Origin of the sequence: Serratia sp. szju (genome assembly GCF_044594185.1) — a bacterium.
Classification (GTDB): domain Bacteria; phylum Pseudomonadota; class Gammaproteobacteria; order Enterobacterales; family Enterobacteriaceae; genus Serratia; species Serratia bockelmannii.
Window position 1 is genome coordinate 4592522 of the sequence record NZ_CP172576.1, and the last position, 23452, is coordinate 4615973.

Consider the following 23452-nt stretch of genomic DNA (forward strand, 5'->3'; position numbering starts at 1 on the left):
CTTTCGGACGACAGGACAAACACTATGAGCCATAAAGCCATAAGCTGGAGCGGCGTATTCCCGGCGGTGACGACCCAGTTCCGCAACGATTTCTCTCTGGACCTCGACGCCACCCATACGGTGATCAAAAACCTGGTGCGCGACGGCGTCTCCGGTCTGGTGGTGTGTGGCACCGTCGGTGAAAACACCTCGATGACGATGCAGGAAAAGCTGGCGGTGATCGAAGTGGCGAGAGACGCCGCCGACGGCAAAGTGCCGGTGATCGCCGGCATCGCCGAGTTCACCACCGCCTTCGCGCAGAACATGGCGCGTGAAGCGCAAAAGGCCGGTGTCGATGGCATTATGGTGATGCCGGCGCTGGTTTATTCCGCCAAGCCGCACGAAACCGCCGCACACTTCCGCAGCGTCGCCGGCGCGACCGATCTGCCGATCATGGTCTACAACAACCCCCCCATTTACAAAAATGACGTCACACCCGACATCCTGACCTCGCTGGTCGACTGCGAGAACATCGTGTGTTTCAAAGACTCCTCGGGCGATACGCGCCGCTTTATCGACCTACGCAACGAAGTCGGCGATCGCTTCGTGCTGTTCGCCGGGTTGGACGATGTAGTGCTGGAAAGCATCGCCGTCGGCGCGCAAGGCTGGATCTCCGGCATGTCCAATGCTTTCCCGCGCGAAGGGGAAACCCTGTTCCGTCTGGCTAAGGAAAAGCGCTATGAGGAAGCATTGGCGCTGTACAGCTGGTTCATGCCGCTGCTGCACCTCGATGCCCGTCCCGATCTGGTGCAATGCATCAAGCTCTGCGAACAGCGGGTTGGCCGCGGCAGCGCCGTCACTCGCCCACCGCGCCTGGCGCTGCAGGGGGAAACGCTCACCGAGATCAATGCCGTGATCGATAAAGCGCTGGCCACTCGTCCGGCGCTGCCGAACGTCGGCCTGTAACGCCTTCACCGCCCGGCCAGGCCGGGCGTCGCTCTTTATTTACCGGGGGAATCCATGCCCAACGAACGCCACGTCGCCATCAGCGGCCAACAATTTATCGGCGGCCAGCGCCGCGCCGCAGGGGAAGCTGCGCTGCTCAGCCTGCGCGCCGACGACGGTCAGCCGACCGGCTACCGCTTCCACCAAGCCACGGCGGCTGAAACCGCCGCCGCCGCCGAAGCCGCTGCCACGGCCTTTGTGCCCTATTCGCAACTCAGCGCCGAGCAACGCGCGAACTTTTTGGACACCATCGCCGAGGAGCTAGATGCCTTGGACGAAACCTTCTTCGCCCTCGCCACACAGGAAACGGCCCTGCCGCCGGCGCGCTTGCGCGGCGAACGCGCCAGAACCAGCGGTCAGATGCGGCTGTTCGCCACGCTGCTGCGGCGCGGCGATGTCGAGGGCGTACGCATCGACTGCGCGCTGCCGCGGCGTTCCCCCCTGCCGCGCCCCGATCTGCGTCAATACCGCACGGCGCTCGGCCCGGTGGCGGTATTCGGCGCCAGCAACTTTCCGCTGGCGTTTTCCACCGCGGGTGGCGATACCGCCGCCGCGCTCGCCGCCGGCTGCCCGGTCGTGTTCAAAGCGCACAGCGGCCATATGATCACCGCCGAGCTAACCGCTCAGGCGATCGAGCGCGCACGGGAACGCACGGGGATGCCCGCCGGCGTCTTCAACATGATCTTCGGCAACCGCGTAGGGGCCGATTTGGTAAAACACCCGGCGATTCAGGCGGTGGGATTCACCGGCTCGCTGCAAGGCGGCCGGGCGCTGTTCGATCTGGCGATGCAACGTCCCCAACCTATTCCGGTCTTCGCCGAAATGTCGAGCATCAACCCGGTAGTGATCCTGCCCAAGGCGCTGGCGCGGCGCGGGCAGCACATCGCGCAGGAACTGGTCTCTTCCTTCACGCTAGGCTGCGGTCAGTTCTGCACCAAACCCGGCGTGATGGTCGCGCTGCGCGGCGCCGCCTTCGATCGGTTAATCGAAACGATGAGCGCCCTGGTCAACGCCGCCGAGCCGCAGCCGATGCTGAATGCCGGCACCCTGGAGCACTACCGTCACGGGCTGGCGGCCCTCGATGCCCACCCGGGTATGCGGCGGCTGGCAGGCCGAAGCGAAACGCCCGCTCTTCGGGCGGCGGCGCAGCTTTATCAGGCGGAGGGGGCGCTGTTGCTGCAGGCCGACCCGCTGCTGCAACAGGAGGTCTTCGGCCCGGCCAGCATCCTGGTGGCGATGGATAACGAAGCGCAGCTGCATGCGGCGCTAACGGCATTGCAAGGCCAGTTGACCGCCACGCTGCTGGCGGACGACGACGATCTCGATATGGCCGCCGGGCTAACGGCACTGTTGGCGCGCAAAGCCGGTCGGGTGCTATTCAACGGGTACCCGACCGGGGTGGAAGTGTGCGACGCCATGGTGCACGGCGGCCCTTACCCGGCCACCAGCGACGCACGCGGCACCTCGGTAGGCACGCTGGCGATCGAGCGTTTCCTGCGGCCAGTTTGTTTGCAAAACACCCCTGCAGCGCTGTTGCCGCCGGCGCTGCAGGACGCCAACCCGCTCAACCTGCTGCGACTGGTTAACGGCGCTTACACCCGAGATCCCCTGGTTTCACCTGCCCAACATTAGCCCGGCCGCATCTGCCTGCCACTCAATAACAAAAGGGTAATACCATGACAACCCAAGGCAAATTCAAGAAGCAGCTTACGCTCACCGATCTGACGTTCATCGGTCTGGGCGCCATCTTCGGCTCCGGTTGGCTGTTCGCCGCCAGCCACGTCTCCTCCATCGCCGGCCCGGCCGGCATCTATTCCTGGCTGATCGGTGGCCTGGCGGTGCTGCTGCTCGGCATCGTCTACTGCGAGTTGGGCGCCGCTCTGCCGCGCGCCGGCGGCATCATTCGCTATCCGGTATTCTCGCACGGTGAACTAATGGGTTATCTGCTGGGGTTTATCACGCTGATCGCCTTCTCCAGCCTGATCGCCATCGAAGTCGTCGCCGCCCGGCAGTACGCTGCCGCCTGGTTCCCGTTCCTCAGCCAGCCGGGGTCCGGCGATCCAACAGCGATCGGCTGGCTGGTGCAGCTGGCGCTGCTGTGTTTTTTCTTCGCGCTCAACTACTACAGCGTCAAAACCTTCGCCAAATCCAATAACCTGATCAGCGTGCTGAAGTTTCTGGTGCCCCTGCTGGTGATCGTGGTGTTGTTCAGCTTTTTCAAACCGGAAAACCTGCACAGCCAGGGCTTTGCCCCTTTCGGTTCCGCCGGGGTTGAGGCCGCCATTTCCGCCGGCGGCATCATCTTCGCCTACCTCGGCCTGACGCCGATCATTTCGGTCGCCAGCGAGGTGCAAAGGCCGCAGCGCACCATTCCTATCGCGCTGATCCTGTCGGTGGTGCTGTCCACCATCATCTATGTGCTGCTGCAGATAGCGTTTCTCGGCAGTATCCCCAGCGAGATGCTAAGCGGTGGCTGGGCCGGCATCAGCCAACAGTTCTCCCTGCCGTTCCGCGACATCGCCATCACGCTGGGCATGGGATGGCTGGCGTTTCTGGTAGTCAGCGACGCGATCGTTTCGCCGAGCGGCACCGGCAACATCTATATGAACGCCACGCCTCGCGTGATCTACGGTTGGGCGCGCGCCGGCACCTTCTTCAAACTGTTCACCCGGGTGGATAGCGAGTCCGGTATCCCGCGTCCGGCGCTGTGGTTGACCTTCGCTCTCTCGGTATTCTGGACGCTGCCATTCCCGTCCTGGGAAAAGCTGATCGGCGTGGTGTCCGCCGCACTGGTGTTGAGCTACGCCATCGCCCCGGTCACCGCCGCCGGGCTGCGGCGCAATGCGCCCGATATGCCGCGTCCGTTCCGGGTGCGCGCTTTCTGCGTGCTCGGCCCGCTGTCGTTTATCATTTCGGCGTTGATCGTCTTCTGGTCCGGCTGGGACACCGTCTCCTGGCTGCTCGGCTTGCAGATCCTGATGTTCTTCATCTACATCCTGTTCAAAAATCAGGTGCCGACCCACGCCGTTAGCCTTCGGCAGCAAATTTGGTCCTCGTTGTGGCTGATCGTCTTCTATGCGCTGGTGATCGGGCTTTCCTACCTCAGCAGCTTCGGCGGCATCGGCGCTATTGCCCATCCGTGGGACACCTTCACCATGGCGGTGATTGCGCTGGCGATTTACTACTGGGGCGCCTATACCTGTTTACCCCAGGCCAATTTTATCGGCGATGAAGAAGAATGAACCCAGGGGGGACATCGAGATGACATCCATGCACGTTCTGTCGTTGGAACAGGCTTATCAACTGGCGCTGCGTACGCTGCGCAGCAACGGTTTCAATCAGGCACATGCCGAAGCGGTGGCGCAAAATGTCACCCAGGGCGAACGCGACGGCTGCGCTTCTCACGGCTTATACCGGCTGTTGGGCTGCGTGCGATCGCTGCGGGTAGGCAAGGTCTCTGCCGATGCGGTACCCAAGTTGTTCGACCAGGCGCCGGCCATCTTGCGTGCCGACGCCGGCGGCGCGTTTTCCCTGCTGGCCTACCGCACCGCTCTGCCGGCCTTTATCGGTAAGGTGCGCGCCAATGGCATCGCCGCGCTGGCGATCAACCGCTGCGTGCATTTCTCCGCGCTGTGGGCCGACATAGAACCGCTAACCGAACAGGGGTTGGTGGCCTTAGCCTGCACACCCAGCCACGCGTGGGTGACGCCGGCCGGCGGTTCGCGTCCGCTGTTTGGCACCAACCCCATCGCCTTCGGCTGGCCACGCCCGGATCGGCCGCCGTTTTTATTCGATATGGCCACCAGCGCGGCGGCGCGCGGCGAAATCGAACTGCACCACCGCGCTGGCACCCCGCTGCCTGAAGGCTGGGGCATTGATAAGGCAGGCAATCCGTCCACCGATGCCGCCAGCGTGTTGGAGGGCGCGATGCTGACCTTCGGTGGGCATAAGGGCTCGGCGCTGGCGGCGATGGTTGAATTGCTGGCAGGGCCGCTGATCGGCGATATGACCAGCAAGGAATCGCTGGCCTATGACAACGGCACCGGTTCGTCGCCTTACGGCGGTGAGTTGATCATCGCGTTGGATCCCGAGCGTTTTCTCGGTGCGGATAAGGCGAAATATTTCGCCGGAGCAGAAGCGATGTTTGCCGATATGCAGGCGCAAGGCGCACGCATCCCCGGCGAGCGGCGTTATCGACAGCGGCGGCAGAGCGAGCAATACGGCGTGGAAATTCCCAGGACATTGTACGACGAAATAATGGCGCTGTGCGATTAGCGCCGGATTGATGCCCCGCGCCGGCAACCCGGCGCGGGGAAAGGCTTATCCAGCCTGAGCCAGATCGCTGTGCAGGCGCTTGCGCCACACCGGTTTGGTGTCCCAACGGGCGAAGTGTTTCGCCTCTTTACCCGGCTGCACCTGATGCCACATGTCTTCTTGCCACCGGATCGGTTCCTTTCCTCGCAACGTTGGACGGGTCTGTTTAATCGTCCGTTGCAAGACGCTCGCTTCTTCCGCAGAAATGTTCGGCGCCTGTCTGGCGGCGTCCAGCGCACGGCTTCCCAGCGGCGCCATCACCTGATACAACACGTTGACCTGCTGCAGCGTCGCTTGCTGATTAGTGCTCATCCCCTTACCCGACCAACCGTCGAAGTTTTCACCGGGATCGTCCCCCTGCGCACGATACTCATTACCAGGCCCCTCGACGATGTTCCATCCTTGCCAGGTCACCAGAGTGTGTAATCCATCGCGATCCTGCAGGTTTTTATTCTTGATCTGTGTGATCACCTCGGCACGGTTTGGCACACCGATCAGGTTCATAAACTCGTCCAGCGCGTTCCAATGCTGCCCCGCCACCAGACCATTCCAGACATTACGCAAACAGTTCCAAGGAATGGTGTGATGCCAGGTCAGCGTGATAAGCGGTTTGGTTGACGCATGTTGCCAACGGCTCGGTTCACTGCCCCGATCGCCTCTAATGATCCCATCAACTTCTAATGGCATAGCTGCCCCTCTTCTGGCTGAGATGAAGAATATGCGCAAGGCCGGTGGCCCGGGTGGCATAAAAACGTCAGCTAAAATCGTAGCAGCTCACACTGAGATGGCAATAAAACGCAAGGCACGCTCTGCCGCAGACCGGCAACCGCAGAGCGCGCCCGAAAACGGTGGGCTTAAGAGGGATTATCTGACCACCATCACCGAAATATTGGCATGGCGAACGATGGCGGCGGCGTTAGATCCCAGCAGATAGGTTTTCACGCTCGGGCGCCGTGAACCGATAATGATCAGGTCGGCGTCGATCTCTTCCGCCAGTTCCAACACCTGATCGCGCGCAGAACCGAAGCTGACGGTGTAATTAAGGCGATCCAACGGCAGATCGATTTCCGACATGATTTTCTTCAGTTTGTCCACCGCCTTCACCTCCGCCTGATTCTCAAATTCCTTGAGACCGAACGAATAGGCAGTAACAAAAGCCGAGGCATCCGGCAGCGCATGGAAGAAATGCACTTTAGCGCCGGACATCTTCGCCAAATATTCCACATGCTTCAGCGCATGCTCGGTCAACAGATCCTCTTCAATATCGATCGGCACTAAAATAGTCTTGTACATATCACATCCTTTCTATGTAAACCGGGTGCCAACAGAATACTGCCGCGCACGGGCGCGGTGAATCGCTTTATCACGCTTTTGTGATCGGGGGGTAAATACTGATAAGGATAGCTTTTAATTTAACAAAATATAAACATCACACCGATAACGGATAGGCGATTAATTATTTATTTCTCGAGATTAAATCAGCTGTAAATAAACCGCTTTGGCGGTGGCGGCGGTCTTATTGGCGACAGAAAGTTTTTTAATCGAGTTGCCTATGTGGAAATTGATCGTGCGCTCGCTCACCCCCATCAACAGCGCGATCTCTTCCGCCGTTTTCCCTTCGCTGCACCAGCGTAAAATGTCTTTTTCGCGCAGCGTCAGCACGTCTTTTATCGCGTCGTCGTTCACCGATATCAAGGCTTCACGCAGCGTTTTATGGGCGGTTTGCGCCAGCCAAAGGAAAAAGGTTTCATTTGCCGCACGCGCTTGTGGCGTTTGCTCCGGTAGCGCTGTGCCGGCAAACGTCAGGATCCCCAGCCTGCCATAGCAATCCTTGACCGACTGCGACCAACCGGCGCACAGGCCAAACTGCGCCATACGTCGCCAAAGCGTCGGCCGATCGTGATAAAAACGTTCGTCCCACTGGAACTGCAGCGTGGAATGGTGAGCGCGCTCAATGACCGGATCCTGCAAATACACCCGCTGCCGCCGATAATCTTCGAGATACTCTGCTGAAAAATTACCTTCGATCAGCATCTTGGGGCGGCTGGCCGGATAACAGGAAAACACGATGTAGGAGAAATAATCAAACCCCAACGCCTCGGCGCAGGGCCCCAGTTGCGTCAGAAAGCATTCGCGATCGGCCAGGCTGCCAATCACCTCCGCCATGAGCCGTTGAGTGCGGGTATCCATAACGCAGGTTCTCCAGATAGCGATGCCGATTATCGATAGGTCAGACTCACTATAGAATATCGCCGCCCGGCGCAAGTAGCCGTTTCATATAATAAAAAATACCAACGCTATAACGAAAACAGCTATTCCCCTCAAAATAAGCCTTTTTATTGCGCCGAACAGGAAAACTACGCGAATAGCATAATCCCTTCAGGACGTAAACCTGTCATTTCTACCGTTAGACAGCCAGGACACCGCCAATTACTTTCCAAACAGGCACCCGGTGCCGCCGTAAATCCAAAGAGATAATAAGCATTTGCGAATTTCGCATGGCATACAGTGACGGGGATTTTCTATGGCAGAAAGTAATGCGGCAATTCAATCGGCTGCGATTATCGGCGCGGGAACGATGGGCAGAGGCATCGCTTATCTTTTCGCGCAAAAAGGCATTCGTACGGTGCTTTATAATCGCAACGGCAATACCCTCAATCAGGCTCGCGAATATATCGCGCAAGACCTGAACAAGAAAGTCGAACAGGGCAAGATCGCGCTGCAGGATAAAAGCTCAGTGCTGGCCAATCTGGTGTTCTCGACGGCGCTTGAGGCTATCGCCGACAGCGAGTTGGTGATAGAAACCATCGCCGAGCATGAACAAACCAAACTTGAGGTGTTGGCGGCCATCGCCGCGGTGGTCAAGCCCGATACGCTGATCGCCACCAATACCTCCTCACTGTCGCTTAACAAGCTGGCAACCGCGGTGACGCACAGCGAGCGGTTTATCGGTTTGCACTTTTTCAACCCTGCGCCGCTGATGAAACTGATTGAAATCATCCCGGCCTACTTTACCGCACACGCCACCACGGAACGTTGCCGTCAACTGGTGGCCGCGTTGGGGAAACGCGATGTCGTCTGTCAGGCCACGCCGGGGTTTATCGTTAACCGCATGGCCCGCCCCTACTACCTGGAAGGGTTCCGCCTGTTGGAAGAACACGTGGCGCGCGCGCCGCAGATCGACCGTGCCCTCAAGGCCGGCGGACACTTCCGCATGGGGCCGCTCGAGCTGACCGATTTTATCGGCCAGGACATCAACTATCAGGTCAGCCGGCAAATCTGGCAGGACATGCAATACGACCCGCGCTATACCCCCGGCCATCTGCAGCGTTCGCTGGTCGATGCCGGTCTGTTGGGGAAAAAGAACGGCCGCTCCTATTTTGCCGCCGAAGAAACCGCCCCGCCAGTGACGGCCGCCATCGATGCAGACGTCGAGACGCTGCGCGTTTACGGCGAACACCCTTTTTTTACCCTGTTGCAACAGCGAGCCGCACGTCAGTGGCCACAGCTGCGCGTGGAACAACGGCCGGCCTTACCGAGCCTGGGGCCGGCCGTCCAGATCAATGACGCATTCACCGTCAGCATCACCGATGGCCGCACGGCGAGCCAGTTATCCGAGCAGACGACGGCTGACGCTTTTGTGGTCGACATCGCCCTGAACTACGCCGACACGGCGTATCTGGTTGCGGCGCACAATCGCTATGCCTCTGCGGCCAATAAGGCGCTGTTTTTACGCCTGCTGCACACTGCGATCCCGCAGGTTGAATTTATCAAAGATTCCCCGGCGCTGATCGTCGCTCGTGTCCTCAGCAGCCTGATCAATGAGTCGGTGATCATGGTGGAAAGCGGCGTTTGCAGCCGGGAAGACATTGATGTCGCCGCCGTCGCGGGCGTTAACTACGCCGGCGGCATTTTCGACTGGCTCGGCAAACTGGGGGAGAAAAACGTCAGGACGACGCTGAGCAATCTGGCGCAGCTGCTGCACGCAGCGCGCTATGCGCCGCATTACACCCTTCTGCACGCCGCGCAACCGGCGCTGACGACCACGCCTTGAGGAGCCATGATGAACATTAACGATGACGGCGTTTATCTGATCGACGGCACGCGCACGGCGATCGGCGCCTATGGCGGCAGCCTGGCGCATACCCGCCCCGACGACATGGCGGCGACGATCATTCGCGGCCTGCTGCAGCGCCATCCGGCGGCGGAAGCGAATCTGGACGAAGTGGTTCTGGGCTGCGCCAATCAGTCCGGCGAAGACAACCGCAACGTCGCTCGCATGGCAACGCTGCTTTCCGGGTTGGACCCGTCGGTGCCGGCCATCACCCTCAACCGCCTTTGCGCATCCGGGTTGGATGCGGTGATCTACGCCGCGGCGAAAATCCGCAGCGGTCTTAGCGAACTGGTTTTGGCCGGCGGTGTGGAAAGCATGAGCCGCGCACCCTATGTGCTGAGCAAGGGCGAAACGCCGTTCGACAAAGGCGTGAAGCTGTATGACACCACGTTGGGATGGCGCTTCGTCAATCCGCGGCTGGCGGAGCGCTACGGCAGCGACCCGCTGGGCATCACGGCGGAAAACGTGGCCCAACGGCAACATATCTCACGCGAGGAACAGGACCTGTTCGCGCTGGCCTCGCAGCAAAAGGCCCGCCGGGCGATCGACAGCGGCCGGCTGGCGCGGGAAATCACGCCCGTGGACGTGCCGGCGGATCGTAAAAACACCCGCACATTCGCGCAGGATGAATTTCCCCGGCTCAGCACGTTGCAACAGCTGCAGGCGCTGAAACCGGCGTTCTCCGCCGGCGGTTCGGTCACGGCGGGCAATGCTTCCGGCATCAACGACGGCGCCGCCGCGCTGCTATTGGCTTCCGGTCGCTACGTGAAACGCCAGGGCTGGCAACCGCTGGCGGAGATCGGCGACAGCGCGGCCGCCGGCGTTGAACCGGCGCTGATGGGGCTGGGGCCGATCGCCTCCACCGAGCGCTTACTGCAGCGCGGCGGGTTCACCTTGAACGACTTCGACATCATCGAGATTAACGAAGCGTTCGCCTCACAGGTTCTGGCGGCGCTGAAACACTGGCGCATCGACGCCAACGACGCGCGGGTCAACCCGAACGGCGGCGCCATAGCGCTCGGTCATCCGCTGGGGATGTCCGGTGCGCGCCTGGTGCTGTCGGCGGCGCTGGAATTACGCGACCGACAGGCAAGCAACGCATTGGTGACGATGTGCGTCGGCGTCGGTCAAGGCCTGTCATTAAACCTTAAAGCCGTTTAACACAAGGAACATACGATGAGCGTACTGAACATTCTTGAAGAAAAGCTGGCGGAAACCAAAAAACAGGGGCGTTTTCGCGAGTTTCTCAACCTTGAACGCGGCGTGCAGGACAAACCCTGGGCCACCAGCCACGGGCACCACGGTGAGCGCCGTCTCAACGTCTGGTGCTCGAACGACTATCTGGCAATGAGCCACCACCCCAAAGTGCTGCTGGCCACCACCGACGCGGTTAACCGGGTCGGGCTGGGCACCTGCGGCGCCCGCAGCATTTCCGGCACCTCGGTCTACCACAGCGAGCTGGAAACGCTGCTGGCCAGCGCCTACGGCAAAGAGTCGGCGCTGCTGTTCACCACCGGTTTCGGCGCCAACGACGCCACCTTATCCACCCTGTGCGACGCCATTCCCGATCTGATCGTGTTCTCCGACGAACTGAATCACGCCTCGATGATTTACGGGATTCGCTACAGTAAAGCGGAGAAAAAAATCTTCCGCCACAATGATGTAGCACACCTCGCCGAGCTGCTGCAGGCCGCCGATCCGGCGCGGCCAAAGCTGATTGCCTTCGAGTCGCTGTATTCCATGGACGGTGACTTTGCCCCCCTGGCGCAGATCGTGGCGCTGGCGGAACAGTATCAGGCGCTGACCTATCTCGACGAAATTCATTCGGCCGGCGTGTATGGCGAACGGGGATTGGGCTATGCCGAACAGCTGGGCCTGTTGGATAAAATCACTATTATCCAAGGCGGATTCGGCAAGTCTTACGGTGCGGCGGGTGGCTATATCGCCGCGCCCCGCTCGGTGGTGGAAGCGGTGCGCAGCTGGGCGCCGGCATTCGTCTTCAGCACCTCGTCACCGGCGCCGGTGGTAGCCGCCGCGTTGGCCAGTTTTAGATACAACCTCGAGCATGACACCCAGCGCAAGCACCTGCTGGCGATCGTCGATCACCTGAAAACCGGCCTGCGCGCCGCCGGCATCCCGCTGGTGTCGGCAGACAGCCATATCCTGCCGCTGCTGGTCGGCGATCCGCACCGCAACAAACACATCAGTAAAGTGCTGCTCGATGAGCATGATATTTACGTGCAACCGGTCAATGCCCCGACGGTGCCCGCAGGCAGCGAGCGACTACGGGTAACGCCGACCTCGGCACATTCCCATGCCGACGTGGAGACCTTCCTGGCGGCACTAGGCCGGGTCTGGGCAGCGAACGATCTGCGGAGGGCAGGATGAAGTTAGCGGATTATAACGGCCATCTGATCACGCTCTGCCTGATGGCGACCGGTACCTTCGCCATCGGCACCGACGCTTTTATCGTCGCCGGCGTACTCAGCGATATTTCCGACACCTTTGCCGTCAGCCCCGCGCAAGCGGGGCAGTTGATATCGGTATTCGCGCTGGCCTATATGCTGTTCGCCCCCCTCACCGCCTGGCTGCTGGGCAACGTCAACCGCAAGCATATCCTGCAGTTGGCGCTGGTGCTGTTCATCGCCGGCAACCTGGCCTGCGCCTGGGCCACCAGCTATCTGCAGATCGCGTTCGGCAGAGTGCTGGCGGCATTGGGGGCGGCCTGTTACACGCCGCAGGCCGCCGCCGCCGCGGTGGGGCTGGTGGCGGAAAAACGCCGCGGCCTGGCTATTTCCATCGTCTATGGCGGCATGACGTTGGCTATTGCGCTCGGCATTCCGTTCGGTACCTTTCTCGCCAAACTGATCGGCTGGCGTGAAATCTTTCTGTTCATCGCCCTGCTGGGGGCGATTGCGCTGCTGGGCCTGTCGTTGGCGCTGCGCGCCATTGCGCCATCGGGCAAGCATTCGCTGAAAGAGCGGCTCGCCCCGCTGCGGCAAAAGGCGGTGCTGACTACGCTGCTGATCACCTTTTTTGCCGTTTGCTCGGAACACATCGTCTACAGCTACGTCAGCGTGTTGCTGAAAAACACCCAGTTCGGCCCTGAGGCGATCCTGCCCCTCGCGCTGCTGGTGTTCGGCATTGGCGCGGTGATCGGCAATTTTGCCTCCGGCGCGTTAACCGATGCCCTCGGCAGCAAGTTCGTGCTGCTGTTTTCCGTGGCGATCCAGACGCTGTCTCTGTTTTTGCTGGCCTTTTATGTCACCTCGCCCTGGTGGGTACTGGCCATCTTCCTCGTCTGGGGCATTACCGGCTGGATGTACCTGGTGCCGATCCAACATCACCTGTTGTCGCTATCGAAACGCTTTGGCGCGCTGACCGTGTCGCTCAACAGCTCGGTGTTGTACGCCGGCATCGCGGCGGGCGGGATGCTGGGCGGCCTGACGCTCTACGCGCTGCCGGCCTATTACCTGCCGCTGTTTTCGCTGCCGCTCGGCGCCATCGCCCTGCTGCTGACGCTGTTGTTTTTCCGGGGAGAAGCCAGCGATGAGTGAAGTTCTTCCGGTGCTTTATGAGCGCCATGGCGCGCAGGTTGCGGTCATCACCCTTAATCGGCAGGAAAAAAAGAACGCCATCAACCTGCAGATGGCCGAGTTGATCCGCACCTACCTGCGGCAGGCGGATAACGATGACTCGGTGCGAGCGATCGTGCTGGCCGGCCAACCGGCGGTATTTTCCGCCGGCATGGATATCAACGCCTTTCATCAGGGTGAACTGCCCATCGTCACGCCGGAGGGGTTTGGCGGGCTGATCCATGCACAGATTGCCAAGGTGATCATCGCCGCCGTTGACGGCATCGCGTACGGAGGCGGATTTGAGCTGGCGCTGGCGTGCGATCTGATCGTCGCCGGCCAGAACGCACGCTTCAGCTTCCCCGAAACCGGGCTCGGGTTAGTCGCCGCACAAGGTGGGTGCGCGCGCTTGCCGACGCGTATCTCCCCCTATGTCGCGCTCGACTGGCTGCTGACCGGCAGAACCGTCGGCGCACAGGAGGCGCTGTCACACGGCGCCATTTCCCGTATCAGCGAGGGGACGGCCCGGGAAGAAGCGCTGCGCATCGCCGAACAGATCGCCGGAAAAGATCTTGCTGCCAGCCAAGCGGTGAAGGCCATCGTGCGCCAGGGGCTGGCACGGCAAGAAGCCCCCTCATTCGATTTTCAACAAGGCCCGGTCGAGCGCCTGCGTCAGGCCGCCGCCCGCCGATAATGCCCCTGCCGGTTCGTCTGAACCGGCATTTCCCGTTTGTCCTCCACCGCTCATTTTACGCAGCCCGCTTCTCGGCGCTGGGTTACACTGCCGGTAGTCCTAATGCGCTGATAAGGAAAAATAATGCGCCTTTTGCCTCTGCAGACCCCCAGACTGATCCTGCGCCCGTTCACGGCCGACGATCTGCCCCACTTTACCGCCTACCGCAGTCACCCTGACGTGGCGCGCTATCAAAGCTGGAGCGACTACAGCGCCACCGATGCGCAGGCCTTTTTCGAACGGCAACGGCAGCTCGCGTTCAACCGTGACGACAGCTGGTTCCAGCTGGCGGTCGAGCGCCGTGAGGACGGCGCGTTGCTCGGCGATGTCGCGGTGCATTTCTTCGATGAGGGGCGCCAGGCTGAACTGGGCGTGACCTTCGCGCCCAGCCACCAGCGGCAAGGGCTGGCGCGCGAGGCGCTGAGCGCCGTCATCGCTCTGCTGTTCGGGCCGTTGGCGAAGCACCGTATTACTGCGGTGGTGGACACGCGTAATCTTGGCGCCGCCACGCTGTTCGGCAAGTTGGGTTTTCGCCGCGAGGCCTATTGGCGGCAAAACGTGTTTTTCAAAGGCGCATGGGGCGACGAATTCGGCTTTGCCCTGCTGCAAAGCGAATGGCGGGAGAATGCAAGGCATGACGCTGCTGAATAAATACCTTGGGCAATACCAGTTCTCGGAACGGCATGCGATCGCCATCGCCGCGCCGCAGGCGCGGATCCTGGCGGCCGTGGCCGCCTACGATCCCGAGCACGATCGTTTCTTCCGCAGCATGATAGCGCTGCGCGAATTGCCCGCGCGGCTGATGCCACGCGATAAGCCCAGCCCGCCGCCGTTTGGCCTGCATAATTTTTGCCTGCTTGAGCAGGATGACAGCGCGTTGGTCTATGGCCTGATCGGCCGCTTTTGGCAGGCTGAGTACGGTCTGGAGCAGGTCGCTGACGGGGCGGGCTTTCTGGCCTTCGCTCAGCCCGGCGTCGCCAAACTGGCGCTGGGGTATGTCGTGAGTCCCCTCGAGGGTGGGCGCTGCCGTCTGGTGACGGAAACGCGCATCTTCTGCCCCGACGACGCCAGCCGGCGGCGGTTTACCCCGTATTGGTATGCTATTCGCCTGGTGAGTGGGTTGATAAGACGCCGCATGCTGCGCGCCATTAAAATCGCCAGCGAAAAGCAGACGGCGAATCATTCACCTGATTGATTAATTTAAGAGCATTCTTAGAGAATGAAAATCATTATCAGCCTATTTTTTAATCACAACAAGATAGTGTTGAGAAGCCATTAACCCCGCCCCCTGCGGGGATTTTTTCGCCTATTTATCGCCTGTTTCAGGAAACACCTGCATAAACAGGAAGGTGCAAGGCTTGCGCTGATACTGATTGATCTGCGGCACCAGCCGGGTGAAATGCTCGGTCTGACAATGCACGTCCAGGGCGGCGCGGTCCGGCCAGCTTTCGATAAAAATAAAGTGCCCGGGATCCTGCTGGTCGATGCACAGTTCATAACTGATGCACAGCGGCTCTTGACGGGTTTTCGCCACCAGCTCGCGATACCATGGCATAACGGTGTCAATGTGTTCCGGATGGATAAAATCTTCAGCGATGACCTTCAGCATGTTGCGCTCCTGCATTCTGTTTTGCCGTGCTTCACCTTATCGTCCTCACTCCCGAGATGAAAGCGCCCTACTCCAGGTCTATCACCGGGTTGCCAATTCGGTGATAACGCACGCAGATCTCGATCAAAACGCTTGAACGCGCCATAGCCCTGTGTGAACGTTTGATTAACAAAAAAGCAACACACCATTCACTATGGTGATGTCTGCATCAACCTGCCGACCCGATACGCGGCATTTTTTTCGCCCTTAAAGGCCTGACCATTAGTCCTTTAGACCTTTATATCTCACGAAGAAAATCCGCTGTGACCGTCGTGTTGAGGGCAACGGCGCCAGGACGGTCATTATGACCGACGCTTGTCATTCTCAGAAGAGAGGTTATCGCCAGTGAATCACGCCACCTATGCCGTTCCAGCGCTCAACGCCGCCATCCGCAAAACCTGGCGCAGACTGGTGCCCTTGATGTTCGCCATGTACTTCATCGCGTTTATCGACAGGGTTAACGTCGGCTTTGCCAAGGACGCGATGGCTATCGACATCGCGCTGTCGCAATCCGCCTTCGCATTGGGCGCCGGGATATTTTTTGCCGCCTATGCGCTGTTCGGCATCCCAGCCAACCTGCTGATGAACCGCTGGGGCGCCAAACGCTGGCTTAGCGCCACCACAGCACTGTGGGGGGCGCTGTCGGCCTGTACCGGGCTGGTGACCAACGAACAGCAATTTATCATCCTGCGGTTTCTGCTGGGGATCGCCGAAGCCGGCTTTTACCCTGGCATCCTGTTGCTGGCGTCGATCTATTTTCCCAATAAGGTGCGCGCCTCGGTTATTGGCATTTTCGTGCTCGGCGTGCCGGCGGCCCTGACGCTCGGCTCACCGCTGTCGGGGGCATTGCTGGAGATGCACGGCGTGTTGGGTAAACCCGGCTGGTTCTGGATGTTCGTGCTGGAAGGGCTGCCGGCCGTCGCCCTCGGCGTCTTCGCCTTTTTCTATCTCGACGATAACCCTCGGCAGGCTCGCTTTTTGACCGAGGAAGAACGCACGGCATTGGTCACACAGTTGGCTGACGAACAGCAGCAGACCGAAACCAGCAGCGTCAAAGCGGCAATGAGAAGCGGCACCGTTTGGCATCTGGCGTTGATCTACGGCACCCTGCAAATCGGCGTGTACGGCCTGATGTTTTTCCTGCCGTCGCAGGTCGCCTCGCTGATGGGCACCCATCTCGGTTTCAAGGCCTCGCTGGTGGCCGCCATTCCCTGGGCGTTCTCCGCGCTGGGCGTCTATTTCCTGCCGCGCTATGCCGACAGAAAAACCGCCAGAAGATTACCGATCGCCGTGGGGTGCATGGTCGCGGCAGCGCTGGGGTTGGTCGTTTCTTCCTATGCCGGCCCTCTGCTCGCTATCGTCGCCCTGAGCTGCTGCGCAGTCAGTTTCCTGGCGGTACAGCCGATTTTCTGGACGTTTCCCGCGCAGGTGCTCACCGGCCCGGCGCTGGCGGCCGGCATCGGTTTTTGCACCACGCTCGGCGCCGCATTCAGCTTCTTAGCCCCGCTGATCCGCACGGAGGCGGAACAGCGTTTTCACAGCCCGCATGCCGGGCCACTGGTGCTGGCCGCCTTTTCACTGCTGTGCGCCACGCTGTTGTGGGCGCTCAGAAACCGGCGCGCCGACGTGAGCAAGCAAGACGCAGAGATTGCCGGATAGCGGCGCGTTATTTAGCCATTATTGAACCTGCGGATGGGACACTGGCACTCAGCCCTCTCCCCCGCAGGTATTAAATGGATGAATTGACGCACATTATCGCTAAATACAGCCCGGAACCGGAGATGTTGCTGCTGCTGATTTTCCTGTTCGCGCTGGGAAAATCCGTGATCGTGGTGTCTTCCGCCTTGCCGCCCGCCTCGGTGACGCTGCTGGTAGGCATCCTTGCAGGCAAACACACGCTGCCCCTCGGTGCCGTTTGGGCGGCCATCGCCCTCGGCGCCACGTTGGGATCGATCTTGTCGTTCCACGGCGGCGCGCTGCTGTGCCGCCACGATCTTGGCCGCCGGCTGCCGGCACGCTTTCACACTCCGCTGCACAAAGCGCAACGTTCCTTGCAAAAGCGCGGGCTACCGCTGCTGTTCGCCTCGCGTTTCCTGGCGGTGATGCGCTACACCGTGCCGCTGATGGCCGGCATGCTGCAACTGCCGGCGAGGCACGTCTATGCCACCGCCGCGCTTTCAGCCGCCGTTTGGGCACTCCTCTTGATGTCGGCCGCGCATTTATTCCCCGCTTCTTGACCTGAAAGATTCTTGGGCAAATGCCCCATCCCTGCGCCGACGTTGCGCCAGCGCACAGCCTCCCTTGCCGTATAAAGTACGGTGCAACATCGCAGTTTGCGCCAGATCACCTTTCTGAACATCAGTCGAAAAATGCGAATTTTTTTGCAGAATGTGCGCTTAAAACGGCGCCATGAGGGAAAAAACAGAGAAAAGTCTGTGCGTAACACGCTGATTTGGTTGGTGGGTCGTACAGGGTTCGAACCTGTGACCAATTGATTAAGAGTCAACTGCTCTACCGACTGAGCTAACGACCCAACGCGATAAATTGTCCTCCTCGCCAGTGCCGCTGTCAAACGCTTCCACTCATTACTTTTTCTCATGCGAGTTTTACAACTCTTTGTTTAATCAACGAGATAAGCCGCATAAGGTCTGTTAATCCCACCTTTTGAAGAGTAATCTTCCGCTCCCTGAACGTCCGATTTGCCTCCTCCGTGTAAAGATTGATCGACTTTTATCCCACGTATAAATGTTGTAAACATGTTGCACAAAGGTGGCGTTATTGCACTACCTTACTAAAGCCGGACCAACCGGATAAATGTATAAAAAAGAGCCACTTCAGAGCTCACGACTTCACTAATGACAGGTAAAACAGGACATCATCAGATGGTAGATCACTCTAAAATAGCGACTGACGCGACGCCCGCTTCAGAAGATCATCTACGGCGAAACCTTACTAACCGACATATTCAACTGATCGCCATCGGCGGCGCCATCGGCACCGGTCTGTTTATGGGCTCCGGTAAAACCATCAGCCTGGCCGGCCCTTCGATCATCTTCGTGTACATGATCATCGGCTTTATGCTGTTCTTCGTGATGCGCGCCATGGGTGAGCTGCTGCTGTCTAACCTGGAATACAAATCGTTCAGCGATTTCGCCGCGGATCTGCTCGGCCCGTGGGCGGGTTTCTTCACCGGCTGGACCTACTGGTTCTGCTGGGTGGTCACCGGCATCGCCGACGTTGTGGCGATCACAGCCTACGCCCAGTTCTGGTTCCCCGGACTGTCACAGTGGATTGCTTCACTGCTGTGCGTGCTGTTGCTGCTCGGCCTTAATCTGGCGACGGTGAAAATGTTCGGCGAAATGGAGTTTTGGTTTGCGATGATCAAAATCGTCGCCATCGTCGGGCTGATCGTCGCCGGGCTGGTGATGATCGCCATGCAGTTCCAATCGCCGACCGGCACCGTGGCCTCATTCACCCATCTGTGGAATGACGGCGGCATGTTCCCGAAAGGCATCAGCGGTTTCTTCGCCGGCTTCCAGATCGCAGTATTCGCCTTCGTCGGCATTGAGCTGGTGGGCACTACCGCCGCGGAAACCAAGGATCCGGAGAAGTCATTGCCGCGCGCCATCAACTCGATTCCGATCCGCATCATCATGTTCTACGTGTTCGCCCTGATCGTCATCATGTCGGTGACGCCGTGGAACTCCGTGGTGCCGGACAAGAGCCCGTTCGTTGAACTGTTCGTGCTGATTGGCCTGCCGGCCGCGGCCAGCGTGATCAACTTCGTGGTGCTAACCTCCGCCGCCTCCTCCGCCAACAGTGGGGTGTTCTCCACCAGCCGCATGCTGTTCGGGCTGGCGCAGGAAGGCGACGCGCCGAAATCGTTCGCCAACCTGTCCAAGCGCGCGGTGCCGGCCAACGGCCTCACCTTCTCCTGCATCTGCCTGCTGGGCGGCGTGGTGCTGATTTACCTGATCCCGAACGTGATGACGGTCTTCACCCTGGTGACCACCGTATCGGCGATTCTGTTCATGTTCGTCTGGACCATCATCCTGTGCTCGTATCTGGTTTACCGCAAACAGCGCCCGGCGCTGCACCAGAAATCGATCTACAAGATGCCTGCCGGCAAGCTGATGTGCTGGGTATGCATGGCGTTCTTCGTGTTCGTGCTGGTGCTGCTGTCGCTGCGCGAAGACACCCGCCAGGCGCTGATCGTCACCCCGCTGTGGTTCATCGTGCTCGGCCTGTCTTACGTGTTCTTGCGCAAGAAGAAAACCGCGTGATGCAAAAAGGGGCGGATCTCTCCGCCCCTTTCTTTCTACGCCTCTGCGCTAATCCGCTTCCGTCGCCACCGCTGCTTTCCCCTTGCGCCGTATGCGCAGCTCGCTGACTACCACCCCAATCACGATCAACGCGCCCCCCAACAACGCCACGCCCGGTAAACGTTCACCGGCGAGCCGCCCGACAATGCCCGCCCAGACCGGTTCGCCGGCGTAAATCACCGTGGCCCGCGTCGGCGAAACGCTGCGCTGCGCCCAGTTCATAGTCAGCTGAATCAAGGCGCTGGCCAGCCCCAGCCCAATGGCGCTGTACAGCAGGTAATCCGAATACGGCGGCGGCGACTCGCCGGTCGGCGCCATCATCAAAAAGGAGGCCAGTGAGGCGGTCGCCAGCTGCACAATGGTCACCCGGCGGATATTCACCTTGCCGGCAAAGGCACCGATCAGAATGATCTCTGCCGCCATGCCCAGCGTGCCGGCCAGCGTCAGCATTTCGCCAAGGCTCAGCGTCATGTCCGTGCTGCTCGGTGCCGCCAGCAGCATCAGGCCGGTAAAAGCCAGCAGAATACCGATCCACGACATGATGCCGGGGAACCGCCCCAGTACCAGCCATTGCAATAGCGGCACGATCGGCACGTACATGGCGGTGATGAACGCCGATTGGCTGCTGGTAATCGTCTGCAGACCGACGGTTTGCATGCTGTAGCCGAACATGATCGCCAGCCCGATCAGTACGCCCGCCTTCAGTTCATACAAGGTCAGGCCGCGCAGCACGCGCAGCGAAAACAGCGTCAACGCCAGCGTGGCGGTGGCGAAACGCAGACCGACGAAAAAGAACGGCCCGCTGACTTGCATCGCGTGATGCACCGCCAAAAAGGTGCCGCCCCAGATCATGGTGATGAAAATCAACACCGCTTCCGGCAACCTGATTTGCGGAACCACGGCGGAAATAAAGGATTTTTTTGCTGCTGACACCGGCTTGCCCTTCCTGCTGAGTGCAATATAATGCACAGATCCTGCCAGTATGAGATAAAGTCCGGCGATGAGCAATACGGCGCATAACGCGAAAACCGATCCCCCCAAGGTGCTGCAGTACCTGAGCAGCAATCTGCGCGGCTACCGCCAACAGGCGGGCCTGAGCCAGATGGCGCTGGCCGAACTTTCCGGCGTCAGCCGCCGCATGCTGGCGGGCATCGAGGCCGGCGATCGCAACGTCAGCCTGGCGGTGCTCGACAAGATCGCCGCTGCCCTGAAGATTTCGTTCACCGATCTGATCCAGGCGCCGGAAGCGCGCGGCGACCATCTGGTGGGGGAACTGGCCTGGCAAGGCGCGCAACCGGGCAGCCAGGCGCTGTTCGCCGCCAGCGTGCCGGCGCGCCAACGGGCCGAGCTGTGGGAATGGACGCTGATGCCGGGCGAGCGCTATGACTCTGCGCCGGACGCGGAAGGCTGGAATGAAATGATCTACGTGATTGCCGGTACCCTGACGCTGGAGTTGGAACAAGGCACGCTGACGCTCAGCGCGGGCACCGCACAAACCTTCAACAGCGATCAACGCTACGCCTACGCCAACCACGGCGATCTCCCGCTGCGCTTTATCCGCAACGTCGCCTTCTGACTGCTCGCCAGCCCGCGCCGGCGGCGGGTGTCGTGTCGCTGTCGTGCCGCTGTCGTGGCGCAGCTACCCCGCCCGCCCTACACTGAATGGCAGTGACAGCGAACTCAGGAGTGCACCATGCAAAAGTATCGCATCAGGCCATTACGTCTGGAAAAAGGCTGGTCGCAGGAGCAGCTGGCGACCATCGCCGGCCTCAGCACCCGCACCGTACAGCGGATTGAAAACGGCGAACAGGCCAGCCTGGAAACCTTGACCGCGATCGCCGCCGCGCTGGGCGTGCAGGTCAGCAATCTCAACGCACAGCCGCAACAGACGACAATGGGGGAGGAGACGCCTGACGAACAACGTCTTCGTCGCCAGGTCGCGGCAGAAGGCAAACTGCTGAGCATGGCGGTGCGTTTCGCCGTCATCGGTGCGATATTGCTCGCTGTCAACGTCTTTACCCATCCGCACTATCTCTGGTCGCTGTGGGCGATCGGCGGCATGAGCCTCGCGCTGGTCATGCGGGCGGTGCGCACTCTGCTGCTTCGTAACGTCTTCAGCCGCTGGCAGGAACAGCGGCTGGCGCAAAAACTCAGGCGTCTGCCGTGAGCCTCAACCACTCGGCCAGCCGAGCCAGCGCGCTGCCGGGCACGATCGGCTGCGGCGACAGCAGGTAATAGCCGCTGCCGTCGGGCATAAAACCGAACGGCGCGCTCAACAAGCCGGCGGCCAGATCGTCTCGCACTTGCAGCCACGGGCCCATCGCAATGCCAAGACCGGCGACCGCCGCCTGCAGGCTGAAATAGAAATGATCAAAGCGCTGCTCTGGATGCCCCACCAAGGCCATCCCCTGTTGCTGCGCCCAATGCCACCAGGCATCCGGCCGGGTGGCGGCATGCAGCAGCTTCGCGCCGGGCCGCAAACTCAGCAGGCTGCCCTCAGCGATCGTCATCCTTGCCAATGCCCCGGGTTGGCACACCGGCCCAACCTTTTCACTGAACAGCGCCAGGCTATGCACCTCCTTTCCCCAATCGAAGTCATTGCGCCTGATCGCCGCCGTAATGCCGTCATGGAACGAAAACGGCCCGCCACCGGCCACCAGCTGTAAGTTGATGTCCGGATGCGCCTGCTGAAAAGCCGGCAGACGCGGGATCAGCCAACGCATCAATAAGGTCGGTTCACAGGACAAGACCAGCGGCGCGTCGAGCGCCTGCTGACGCAGTTCCAGCGCGGTATGATCCAGAATGCCGAAGGCCTGCTGCGTCGCCTGAAACAGCTTGCGCCCCGCCGCCGTGAGCAGTACCCGCCGATGGCGGCGCTCAAACAACGCCACGCCCAGTTCCTCTTCCAGCGCCCGCACCGCCCGGCTGACGGCGCCATGCGTCAAATTCAGCCCCTGCGCCGCCTGCGTAAAACTTTCCAGCCGCGCGGCGGCCTCGAAGCAGCGCAGTCCGCCCAACGGCAACGGCCTGCCGGTTTTGCGTGAGTTTTTCTCACCGATATTGTCACTATTCATCGTTTGTCACCGAGAAAAATTACTCTTATAAATCAGTCACTCTATTGTTAAACATCGCAAGGATAACTATGACTGAACTCATCGCTGTCGTCACCATTACTTTACTCGCCGTGATAAGCCCAGGGCCGGACTTCGCCATGGTCTCGCGCAACAGTCTGCTGCTCTCACGCCGCGCCGGCATATTGACCGCCTGTGGCATCGGCGCCGGCGTACTGGTTCATGTCAGCTATACGCTGATTGGCGTCGGCGTGTTGATTCAACAATCGCCCTGGTTGTTTAACCTGCTCAAAGGCATCGGCGCCGCTTATCTGATCTATCTCGGCTTTACGCTGCTGCGCAACGCGGCGCATCAGGATGCCACGCCCAGCACCGCGCCGGCCGCCATCAGCGATTTCGGCGCGCTGAAAACCGGCTTTTTCACCAACGCGTTAAACCCGAAAACCACCATTTTCATCGTCAGCCTATTCATGCAGGTCGTCTCTCCGCACACCCCGCTCGGTGTACAAATTGGCTATGGCCTCTTTATTGCCGCCGTCCATGTGTTCTGGTTCGCTGCCGTTGCGTTGCTGTTTTCCGCGCCTGGCGTCAATGCGCGCTTTTTGCGTTTACGCCGCGGCATCGACCGCACCTTTGGCGGGCTGCTGATTGTCTTTGGCGCCCTGTTGGCGATCGCCGGCATCAGGTAACG

The 23452-nt window shown here is 60.3% G+C and carries 23 protein-coding genes and 1 tRNA gene; 17 read left to right on the top strand and 7 right to left on the bottom strand.

Annotated elements, in window-relative coordinates:
* Nucleotides 1-24: 24 nt before the first annotated feature.
* From RE418_RS21810 to RE418_RS21825, 4 genes are read left to right on the top strand one after another with little or no spacing between them, the layout of a single operon-like run.
* Complete coding sequence (locus tag RE418_RS21810) at nucleotides 25-945, top strand: dihydrodipicolinate synthase family protein (RefSeq protein ID WP_049204282.1); 921 nt, start codon at nucleotides 25-27, stop codon at nucleotides 943-945.
* A 54-nt stretch (nucleotides 946-999) separates the two neighbouring features.
* Complete coding sequence (locus RE418_RS21815; RefSeq protein WP_089180757.1) at nucleotides 1000-2616, top strand: aldehyde dehydrogenase (NADP(+)); 1617 nt, start codon at nucleotides 1000-1002, stop codon at nucleotides 2614-2616.
* Between the two features lie 44 nt (nucleotides 2617-2660).
* Nucleotides 2661-4226 (top strand): APC family permease, encoded by a 1566-nt coding sequence (locus RE418_RS21820; RefSeq protein WP_025302350.1) that lies wholly within the window; start codon nucleotides 2661-2663, stop codon nucleotides 4224-4226.
* 19 nt (nucleotides 4227-4245) lie between these two features.
* Nucleotides 4246-5259: an Ldh family oxidoreductase gene (locus tag RE418_RS21825; protein ID WP_025302349.1), complete on the top strand. Its 1014-nt coding sequence runs from the start codon at nucleotides 4246-4248 to the stop codon at nucleotides 5257-5259.
* A 45-nt stretch (nucleotides 5260-5304) separates the two neighbouring features.
* Here RE418_RS21825 and RE418_RS21830 read toward each other — a convergent pair whose 3' ends face one another.
* The 3 genes from RE418_RS21830 to RE418_RS21840 all read right to left on the bottom strand — a co-directional run bounded on the left by RE418_RS21830 (nucleotide 5305) and on the right by RE418_RS21840 (nucleotide 7488).
* Nucleotides 5305-5985, bottom strand: a complete 681-nt coding sequence (locus RE418_RS21830) for a hypothetical protein (protein ID WP_025302348.1) — start codon at nucleotides 5983-5985, stop codon at nucleotides 5305-5307.
* Nucleotides 5986-6162: 177 nt separating this feature from the next.
* Nucleotides 6163-6591, bottom strand: a complete 429-nt coding sequence (locus RE418_RS21835; protein WP_025302347.1) for a universal stress protein — start codon at nucleotides 6589-6591, stop codon at nucleotides 6163-6165.
* Nucleotides 6592-6771: 180 nt separating this feature from the next.
* The gene (locus tag RE418_RS21840) at nucleotides 6772-7488 is read right to left on the bottom strand and encodes a LuxR family transcriptional regulator (protein ID WP_025302346.1); all 717 of its coding nucleotides are present in this window, start codon (nucleotides 7486-7488) and stop codon (nucleotides 6772-6774) included.
* A 334-nt stretch (nucleotides 7489-7822) separates the two neighbouring features.
* Between RE418_RS21840 and RE418_RS21845 the strand changes: the two genes are divergently transcribed.
* The 7 genes from RE418_RS21845 to RE418_RS21875 all read left to right on the top strand — a co-directional run bounded on the left by RE418_RS21845 (nucleotide 7823) and on the right by RE418_RS21875 (nucleotide 14915).
* Complete coding sequence (locus RE418_RS21845) at nucleotides 7823-9352, top strand: 3-hydroxyacyl-CoA dehydrogenase NAD-binding domain-containing protein (protein ID WP_148123305.1); 1530 nt, start codon at nucleotides 7823-7825, stop codon at nucleotides 9350-9352.
* Between the two features lie 9 nt (nucleotides 9353-9361).
* A complete protein-coding gene (locus RE418_RS21850) occupies nucleotides 9362-10573 on the top strand; it encodes an acetyl-CoA C-acyltransferase (protein WP_060432848.1) in 1212 nt (403 codons plus the stop codon).
* A gap of 15 nt (nucleotides 10574-10588) precedes the next feature.
* Nucleotides 10589-11800: a 5-aminolevulinate synthase gene (gene hemA / locus RE418_RS21855; RefSeq protein ID WP_025302343.1), complete on the top strand. Its 1212-nt coding sequence runs from the start codon at nucleotides 10589-10591 to the stop codon at nucleotides 11798-11800.
* The gene (locus RE418_RS21860) at nucleotides 11797-12969 is read left to right on the top strand and encodes an MFS transporter (RefSeq protein WP_043141814.1); all 1173 of its coding nucleotides are present in this window, start codon (nucleotides 11797-11799) and stop codon (nucleotides 12967-12969) included. Before hemA ends, RE418_RS21860 begins: the two co-directional genes overlap by 4 nt.
* Complete coding sequence (locus tag RE418_RS21865; protein ID WP_025302341.1) at nucleotides 12962-13681, top strand: enoyl-CoA hydratase-related protein; 720 nt, start codon at nucleotides 12962-12964, stop codon at nucleotides 13679-13681. The genes RE418_RS21860 and RE418_RS21865 overlap by 8 nt, the downstream gene beginning before the upstream one ends.
* A gap of 123 nt (nucleotides 13682-13804) precedes the next feature.
* On the top strand, nucleotides 13805-14371 hold the full coding sequence (locus tag RE418_RS21870; protein WP_043141821.1) for a GNAT family N-acetyltransferase: 567 nt from the start codon (nucleotides 13805-13807) through the stop codon (nucleotides 14369-14371).
* Nucleotides 14355-14915 carry a hypothetical protein gene (locus RE418_RS21875; RefSeq protein WP_197790408.1) on the top strand — a complete coding sequence of 187 codons (561 nt, stop codon included), beginning with the start codon at nucleotides 14355-14357 and terminating at the stop codon, nucleotides 14913-14915. The genes RE418_RS21870 and RE418_RS21875 overlap by 17 nt, the downstream gene beginning before the upstream one ends.
* A 111-nt stretch (nucleotides 14916-15026) precedes the next feature.
* Here RE418_RS21875 and RE418_RS21880 read toward each other — a convergent pair whose 3' ends face one another.
* Nucleotides 15027-15329 carry a putative quinol monooxygenase gene (locus tag RE418_RS21880; RefSeq protein WP_049204287.1) on the bottom strand — a complete coding sequence of 101 codons (303 nt, stop codon included), beginning with the start codon at nucleotides 15327-15329 and terminating at the stop codon, nucleotides 15027-15029.
* A 384-nt stretch (nucleotides 15330-15713) separates the two neighbouring features.
* Here RE418_RS21880 and RE418_RS21885 point away from each other — a divergent pair, with 384 nt between their 5' ends.
* Nucleotides 15714-17027, top strand: a complete 1314-nt coding sequence (locus tag RE418_RS21885; protein ID WP_025302337.1) for an MFS transporter — start codon at nucleotides 15714-15716, stop codon at nucleotides 17025-17027.
* 74 nt (nucleotides 17028-17101) lie between these two features.
* Nucleotides 17102-17605, top strand: coding sequence for a DedA family protein (locus RE418_RS21890; protein ID WP_025302336.1), 504 nt, complete (start codon nucleotides 17102-17104; stop codon nucleotides 17603-17605).
* A 220-nt stretch (nucleotides 17606-17825) separates the two neighbouring features.
* On the opposite strand, the gene RE418_RS21895 is transcribed toward RE418_RS21890, so the two are convergent.
* A tRNA-Lys gene (locus tag RE418_RS21895) sits at nucleotides 17826-17901 on the bottom strand.
* Nucleotides 17902-18250: 349 nt separating this feature from the next.
* Here RE418_RS21895 and cycA point away from each other — a divergent pair.
* Nucleotides 18251-19651, top strand: a complete 1401-nt coding sequence (gene cycA, locus RE418_RS21900; RefSeq protein ID WP_043141829.1) for a D-serine/D-alanine/glycine transporter — start codon at nucleotides 18251-18253, stop codon at nucleotides 19649-19651.
* Between the two features lie 48 nt (nucleotides 19652-19699).
* Here cycA and RE418_RS21905 read toward each other — a convergent pair whose 3' ends face one another.
* A complete protein-coding gene (locus RE418_RS21905) occupies nucleotides 19700-20623 on the bottom strand; it encodes a DMT family transporter (protein WP_025302334.1) in 924 nt (307 codons plus the stop codon).
* Between the two features lie 67 nt (nucleotides 20624-20690).
* On the opposite strand from RE418_RS21905, the gene RE418_RS21910 reads away from it, so the two are divergent.
* Together RE418_RS21910 and RE418_RS21915 are read left to right on the top strand one after the other, a co-directional pair.
* Complete coding sequence (locus RE418_RS21910) at nucleotides 20691-21266, top strand: helix-turn-helix domain-containing protein (RefSeq protein WP_089180753.1); 576 nt, start codon at nucleotides 20691-20693, stop codon at nucleotides 21264-21266.
* Between the two features lie 117 nt (nucleotides 21267-21383).
* On the top strand, nucleotides 21384-21857 hold the full coding sequence (locus RE418_RS21915; protein ID WP_025302332.1) for a helix-turn-helix domain-containing protein: 474 nt from the start codon (nucleotides 21384-21386) through the stop codon (nucleotides 21855-21857).
* Here the strand turns inward: RE418_RS21915 and RE418_RS21920 are convergent.
* Nucleotides 21841-22764: a LysR family transcriptional regulator gene (locus tag RE418_RS21920; protein ID WP_043141837.1), complete on the bottom strand. Its 924-nt coding sequence runs from the start codon at nucleotides 22762-22764 to the stop codon at nucleotides 21841-21843. The genes RE418_RS21915 and RE418_RS21920 overlap by 17 nt on opposite strands.
* Nucleotides 22765-22832: 68 nt before the next feature.
* Here RE418_RS21920 and RE418_RS21925 point away from each other — a divergent pair, with 68 nt between their 5' ends.
* Nucleotides 22833-23450 (top strand): LysE family translocator, encoded by a 618-nt coding sequence (locus tag RE418_RS21925; protein ID WP_043141841.1) that lies wholly within the window; start codon nucleotides 22833-22835, stop codon nucleotides 23448-23450.
* Nucleotides 23451-23452: the final 2 nt, after the last annotated feature.